Source organism: Pseudomonas sp. S2_A02, from assembly GCF_054668495.1.
On sequence record NZ_CP162776.1, the window covers coordinates 5,665,892 to 5,673,727 of the forward strand.

Here is a 7,836-nt window from a genome sequence, read left to right on the forward strand (position 1 = left end):
ATGGCGGAGCGTATCGCTAAAAGGTTCGTCGGTTTGCCGCTGGAGCAACGTCGACTGTTTCTCGCCAAACTGCGCGAGGAGGGCAAGGACTTCAGCCTGTTGCCGCTGCCGGTCAGTCGTCACGACTGTGCGGTGATTCCGCTCTCGTTTGCCCAGCAGCGCTTGCTGTTTCTCTGGCAGCTCGACCCGCAGAGCGCCGCGTACAACATGGCCGCCGGCCTGCGCCTGCAAGGGCAGCTGAACGAGACGGCGCTGTTGCGTTCCTTCGATCATCTGGTGGCGCGCCATGAAGTGCTGCGCACGGTGTTCCAGACCGACAACGACCAGCCGAGCCAGGTCATCCTCGACCAGCAGAGCGTGCCACTGCAACGCGTCGATCTGTCGAGCGTCGCCGTGCAAGCGCGTGAAGCCGAGCTGGCACGGCGAGTTCAGGAAGCGGCCGCGCAACCGTTCGATTTGCTCCACGGGCCATTGCTGCGGGCCAGTCTGTTCTGCCTGACGGACGATGAACATGTGCTGATCGTGAGCATGCACCACATCGTCTCCGATGGCTGGTCGATGGACGTCATGGTCAAGGAGTTCGTGCAGTGCTATCAGGCCTTCAGCCTTGAGCGCGAACCGCAATTGCCGGCGTTGCCGTTGCAGTACGCCGACTACGCGATCTGGCAGCGCCGCTGGCTGGAGGCCGGCGAGGGCGAGCGACAACTCGATTACTGGCGTCAGCAGTTGGGTGAAGAGCATCCGCTGTTGGACGTGGCGGCGGATTTCCCCCGGCCGCTGACCCAGAGTTTCGAAGGCCAGACCCTGAGCTTCGATTTCGGTGCGGACTTGTCCCGGCAGTTGAACGGGTTTGCCCGGGCTCAGGGCATCAGTTTATTCATGCTGGTGCTGGCCGGGTTTTCGCTGTTCCTGTCGCGTCTGGGCGGCGAGCGTGATATTCGCGTTGGCGTGCCCAATGCCAACCGTGGGCGCTCCGAGGTCGAAGGGCTGATCGGCTTCTTCGTCAACACTCAAGTGTTGCGTTGCGAGGTTGATGAGCGCGGCAGCTTCGACGATTTGCTGGCTCGGGTTCGGGAAGCATCGTTCGGTGCCCAGGCTCATCAGGAGCTGCCCTTCGAGCAATTGGTGGATGAACTGGTGCCCGAGCGAACCCTGGGGCATAACCCGTTGTTCCAGGCCAAGTTCAACCAGAACGTCGGCATGCAGACCCAGCGTTCGATGAACCTGCCGGGCCTGAGCGTCACCGAGTATCCGCTGGACAAACAAGGCACGCACTTCGATCTGGCGCTGGACATCACCGATGACGGCACGCTGATCCACGGGCAAATGACTTACGCCAGCGACCTGTACCAGCACTCGACCATCGAGGCGTTCATTCCGACGCTGCTCGGCCTGTTCCGCGAATTGTTGAGCGCCCCGCAGGCGCCGCTGCACAGTCTTGCCACCACGCCTGTGCAACCGGCGCTGGCGCCACGGCAGCCGGCGGAGTCGGTATTGCAGCAATGGGATCGTCAGGTGGCCGTACAGCCTGAAGCGCTGGCCGCACGCTGTCTCGAACGGACGTTGAGTTTCCAGGCGCTGGATCAGGACGCCAATCGGCTGGCCCACTACCTGCGAGCGCAAGGCGTGCAGAGCGGGCAGCCAGTGGCGGTGCTGATGGAGCGCTCATTGGAATGGCTGACCAGTGTGTTGGGTATTTTCAAGGCCGGGGCGGTGTACATGCCGCTGGACGTCAAGGCGCCCGCCGCACGTTTGCAGCAGATGCTCGAAGGCGCGCAAGCGAAAGTCCTGCTGTGTGCCGCAGGCGATTCGCGGGAAAGCACTCTGGTGGTCGCCGGTTGCCTGGGCCTGGCCTTCACGCCCGAACGCTGGCAGAACCAGCCGACGACGAAGCCTTCGCTGACATTGTCGGCGGATGCAGCGGCCTATGTGATTCACACCTCTGGCTCCACCGGTCAACCCAAAGGCGTGCTGGTGAGCCACGGCGCTCTGGCCAGTTATGTGCGCGGTGCGCTGGAGCGTCTGGCGCTGGAGCCAGCGGCAAGCATGGCGCTGGTCTCGACCATTGCCGCGGACCTGGGGTTTACCGTGCTGTTCGGCGCCTTGTACTCCGGTCGCTTGTTGCATGTATTGCCCGAAGAGCTGGGCTTCGACCCGGACCGATTTGCCGATTACATGGCTGAGCACCAAGTGGGCGTGTTGAAGATCGTGCCGGGTCATCTGGCGGCGCTGATGCAGGCGTCCCGGGCCGCCGATGTATTGCCGCAACACGCACTGATCGTGGGCGGCGAGGCCTGTTCGCCGGCATTGCTCGAACAGGTGCGGCGACTCAAGCCGGGCTGCCGGTTCATCAACCACTATGGCCCGAGCGAAACCACGGTCGGCGTGCTGACCCACGAGCTCAAGGATCTCGACTCGGGTGCCCGCAGCGTGCCGGTCGGCCGTCCGTTGTCGGGTGCGCATGTCTACGTGCTGGACGATGTGCTCAACGCGGTCGCCGATCAGGTGGCGGGCGAGTTGTACATCGGCGGCGACAGTGTGGCGTTGGGTTACCTCGGGCTGCCGGGGCTGACCGCCGAACGTTTCCTGCCAGATCCTTTTGGTGCCGTCGGCGCGCGGGTATACCGCAGTGGTGACCGGGTGCGCCGCAATCGTCAGGGAGCGCTGGAGTTCATTGGTCGTGCCGATGACCAGGTCAAAGTGCGCGGCTATCGGGTGGAGCCGGCGGAAGTCTCCCGGGTATTGCTGGGCCTGAGTGGCGTGAGCGAGGCCGCAGTATTGGCCTTGCCGCTGGACGGTGATGAAACGCGCCTGCAACTGGTGGCGTACTGCGTGGCCGCGCCTGTCCTGCCATTGAATGTCGACGCTTTGCGTCAGCAGCTACAGGCGCGCCTGCCGGAGTACATGGTGCCGGCGCAGATCGTGGTTCTGGAGCGCTTGCCGCTGACCGCCAACGGCAAACTGGACAAGCGTGCCTTGCCGACGCCGGGGCTGGTCACGCAGCAATTTGTTGCCCCGGTGGGCGAGATCGAACAGAAGCTCGCCGCTATCTGGGCCGATGTCCTGAAGCTTGAACAGGTGGGCAGTACCGATAACTTCTTCGAGCTGGGCGGCGATTCGATTCTCAGCCTGCAAATCATCGCCCGGGCCAAACGCCAGGGCATCAAGCTGAGCCCCAAGCAACTGTTCGAGAAGCAAACCATCGGCCAGTTGGCGGCAGTCGCCAAGCTGATCGAGAGCAAACCGGCGGCCAGCGTCGCGCAAAAGATCAGCGGCGAGCTGCCATTGTTGCCGATCCAGGCCCGCTTCTTCCAGACCGATATCCCCCAGCGTCATCACTGGAACCAGTCGGTGATGCTGCAGCCGCAATCTCCCCTCGACGCGACCCATCTGCACAACGCATTGGCCGCCCTGATCGAGCAGCACGATGCGCTGAACCTGAGTTTTCAGGCGTCGGGCGAGACTTGGCAGGCGACATTCCAGGCGCAGCGCCACACAGACCTGTTGTGGGTGCGCGCACTGGACGACCTTGCCGATTTGCCCGCGCTGGCCACCGAGGCCCAGCGCAGTCTCGATCTGCAACAGGGCCGTCTGGTGCGCGCGGTACTGGTGAACCTGCCTGACGCTACACAACGTTTGCTGCTGGTGATTCATCACCTGGTGGTGGATGGCGTGTCCTGGCGGGTGCTGCTGGAAGATTTGCAGCAAGGCTATACCGCGTTGACGGCAGGCAAGGCGATTGTCCTGCCGGGCAAAAGCAGTTCGCTCCAGGCCTGGGCGCAACACCTGCACCGTTACGGGCAGAGCGATATTTTGAAGGCTGAGCGCGATTACTGGCAGCGCACGCTGGAGGGCGGCAACAGTGACCTGCCGAGGGATTTCCTCGAGACAGTCCAGACCCGCCATCAGGCCGCTCGGGCCACTTCACGCCTGAACAAGACACTGACCCACGCGCTGCTCAAAGTGGCACCGGCGGCCTATCGCACCCAGATCAACGACCTGTTGCTGACGGCCCTGGCGCGGGTGCTGTGTGACTGGAGCGAACGGGATTCGGTGCTGATCCAGCTCGAAAGCCACGGTCGCGAAGACCTGTTCGACGACCTCGATTTGAGTCGCACTGTCGGTTGGTTCAGCAGTCTGTTTCCGGTGCGCCTGACCCCACAGGCAGAGCCGGGCACTTCGCTGTGCGCGATCAAGGAACAACTGCGAGCGGTGCCGGGCAAAGGCATCGGCTACGGCGTGCTGCGTTACCTCGCAGGTTTCGAACCGCTGCGTGAACTGCCGCCGCCGCGCATCACCTTCAACTATCTGGGCCAGTTCGACGGTGCGTTCAGTGCCGCTGATGGCGCACTGTTCATGCCGACTGCCGAAAGCACCGGTGAGCATCAGGATGACGATGCGCCCTTGGGCAACTGGCTGAGCGTCGATGGCCAAGTCTATGGCGGTGAGCTGGAATTGAGCTGGACGTTCGGCCAAGGCATGTACCGCCTGCAAACCATTCAGGTGCTGGCCGATGCTTATTGCCTTGAGCTGGAACGACTGATCGAACATTGCACTGCCGGTGAGCATGCCGGGGTCACGCCGTCGGACTTCAATCTGGTACGCCTGACTCAGGCGCAACTGTCGGCGCTGCCGGTGTCGGCGCGGGATATCAGCGATCTCTATCCGTTGTCGCCGATGCAACAGGGCATCCTGTTCCACAGCCTCAACGAGCCGGACGGCCCGGCCTACACCAACCAGTTGCGCGTCGATGTGCAGCAACTGGACGCCGAGCGTTTCCGTCAGGCCTGGCAGCAGACGCTGGAGGCCCATGAGATTCTGCGCACGGTATTCGTCTGGCCCGAGGATGCCGATGCGGCGGTGCAGATTGTAAGGCAGACGGTGCAGATGCCCATGACCGTGCAGAACTGGCGCGGTCGTGATGACCTGCACGCGGCGCTCGATCGGTTGGCCCGGGAGGATCTGGCCGTTGGTTTCGAACTGGACCAGGCCCCGCTGTTGCGCGTGCTGCTGGTGCAAACCGGTGAAGCAGCGCATCACTTGATCTACACCAGTCATCACATCTTGATGGACGGCTGGAGCACCTCGCAGTTGTTCGGCGAAGTGTTGCAACGCTATGCCGGCATGACCCCGGCAGCGACCCCGGGACGTTATCGCGATTACATTGGGTGGCTGGGACAGCGCGATGTTCAGGCCAGTCGCGAGTTCTGGACGTCGGCATTGGTTGACCTTCAGGAGCCGACCCGCCTGGCCAGCGCCATGCCGGTCAGTCAGACGTTGGCCAGCGGTTATGCCGATTACCAGCATGTGTTCAGCGAACAGCAGACCAGTGACCTGAACCGCTTTGCCCGCGAACAGAAGGTCACCCTCAATACCTTGATGCAAGCCGCGTGGCTGGTGCTGTTGCAGCGCTATACCGGCCAGGACACCGTGGCTTTCGGCGCCACTGTTGCCGGTCGCCCGACGGACTTGCCTGGCGTCGAGCAGCAGATCGGCCTGTTCATCAATACCTTGCCGGTGGTGGCTTCGCCGTCCGCCGAGATCCCGGTCGGCCAGTGGATTCAGCAGGTGCAGAGCCTCAACCTGGCCCTGCGCGAACACGAACACACGCCGCTCTACGATATCCAGCGCTGGGCGGGGCAGGGCGCGGGCGCGCTGTTCGACAGTATTCTGGTGTTCGAGAACTACCCGATGGCCGAAGCGCTGGCCCAAGGCTCTGCCACCGGGCTCGAGTTTTCCACCCTCTCGCGTCAGGAGCAGACCCACTATCCGCTGACGCTGGTGGCGGTCACCGGTCGTGAGTTGATCTTGAGTTTGAGCTTCGATCAGGCCTGTTTCGATCACGCCACCATCGTCAACCTGAGCACCCAGCTCGAAGGCCTGATAATGCAATTCATGGCGGATGCTTCGCAGCCGTTGGGCGCGTTGCAACTGCTGGACGGCGCACCGCGTCAAGCGGCGGTCGACTGGGGCAAGGCTGCGGTCACGGCGCTGGATTCGCGCAGTGTGGTCGAACGGATTGACGCGCAGGTACAGCGCCAACCGCTGGCTACGGCGGTGTTGTTTGCCGAGCAGACCCTCGATTACCGCACCCTCGACGCCCGGGCCAATCGACTGGCGCACAAGCTGCAAGCGCTGGGTGTCGGGCCGGAAGTGCGGGTTGGCGTGTGCATGCGCCGCACCCCGGACATGCTGGTCGGGCTGCTCGCGATTCTCAAGGCCGGCGGTGCCTACGTGCCGCTGGACCCGGAGTATCCGCAAGAGCGCTTGTTGCACATGCTCGAGGACAGTTGCGCAGCGGTGCTGCTGACCGAAGCCGAATTGCAGGCGATGTTGCCCGAGGCTTTGCCGTCTCAAGTATTGTTGGTCGAAGAGGGCGCCGAATGGCTCGCCGGGTATCCGTCCACGGCGCCTGTCAGCCGCATCGTTGCGCAGAATCTGGCCTACGTGATTTACACCTCCGGTTCCACCGGCAAGCCCAAAGGCGTGGCGATTACCCACGCTAACCTCGCGGCGCTGATCCAGTGGTCGCAGGGTGTTTACCGCGATGAGCAGATGCGTGGCGTGCTGGCCTCGACCTCGATCTGCTTTGACCTGTCGGTGTGGGAGATTTTTGTCACGTTGGCCTGCGGCGGTTGCATGGTGCTGGCGGACAACGCTCTGGCGCTGTCCGAGTTGCCGGCCCGTGAGCGCGTAACGCTGATCAATACCGTGCCGTCGGCGATTGCCGCGCTGCAACGGGCCGGGCAGATTCCGCCGTCGGTCACCACCATCAATCTGGCTGGCGAGCCGCTCAAGCAGACGCTGGTCGATACGCTGTACGCCAGCACATCGGTCAAGCAGGTCTATGACCTGTATGGGCCGTCGGAAGACACCACCTATTCGACCTTCACCCTGCGCGTCGCTAACGGCCGGGCGAACATCGGGCGGCCGCTGGACAACACCGTGGCCTACCTGCTCGACAGCCAATTGCAAGTGCTGCCGGCAGGGCTGGCGGCTGAGTTGTACCTGGCCGGTGCCGGCGTGACCCGTGGCTACCTGCTGCGTCCCGGCCTGACCGCTGAACGCTTCGTACCGGACCCGTTCGCCACCCATGGAGAGCGGCTGTATCGCACCGGCGATCTGATGCGCCAGGGGCCTGACGACAACATTGAGTACATCGGTCGTGCCGACCATCAGGTGAAGATTCGCGGCTTCCGCATCGAACTGAGCGAGATCGAAGCCCGATTGCTGGAGCAGCCCGAGGTGCGCGAAGCCGTGGTGCTGGCGCAGGAGGGCGCGGCGGGCAAACATCTGCATGCCTACGTCGTAGCGAGCCAACCGGGCAATTTATCGTTGGTGGAAACCCTGCGCGCGGCGTTGGCCAGCCGCTTGCCGGCGCATATGGTGCCGAGCCATCTGCACGTGATCGACGCGCTGCCGCTGACCCCCAATGGCAAGCTCGACCGCAAGGCCCTGATGGCGCTGGGCGGCAACCCAACGCTGCAGCGTTACGAAGCGCCGCGCACCGATCTGCAATGGGAAGTGGCGACCGTCTGGCAAGAGGTGCTGGAAGTCGAGCGCGTCGGCCTGACGGACAACTTCTTCCAGTTGGGCGGGCATTCGTTGCTGGCGACGTTGGTGGTGACCCGGATCAAGGAACGCCTGGGTGACAAAGTGCCGCTCAAGGAATTGTTCGAAGCCGACACCCTGCAAGCGTTCTGCACCCGTATCGAAGCGTTGCGCGTCGAATTATCGCCGGTTCAGGACGAATTGGCTAAATCCCTGGAGGCCCTCAAACGTCTATCCCTCGATGATCTGGAAAAACTGATTTCTTGAGGGGAACAACGCGTGCAA

The 7,836-nt window shown here is 63.2% G+C and carries 3 pseudogenes; all 3 read left to right on the forward strand.

The features are described from left to right. Positions 1 to 5,889: pseudogene (locus tag AB4O41_RS25890) on the forward strand (amino acid adenylation domain-containing protein); the annotation flags it as partial. A 174-nt stretch (positions 5,890 to 6,063) separates the two neighbouring features. Continuing rightward, positions 6,064 to 7,401, forward strand: a pseudogene (locus AB4O41_RS25895) (amino acid adenylation domain-containing protein); the annotation flags it as partial. 183 nt (positions 7,402 to 7,584) lie between these two features. Continuing rightward, positions 7,585 to 7,818: pseudogene (locus AB4O41_RS25900) on the forward strand (phosphopantetheine-binding protein); the annotation flags it as partial. Between the last annotated feature and the right edge of the window lie 18 nt (positions 7,819 to 7,836).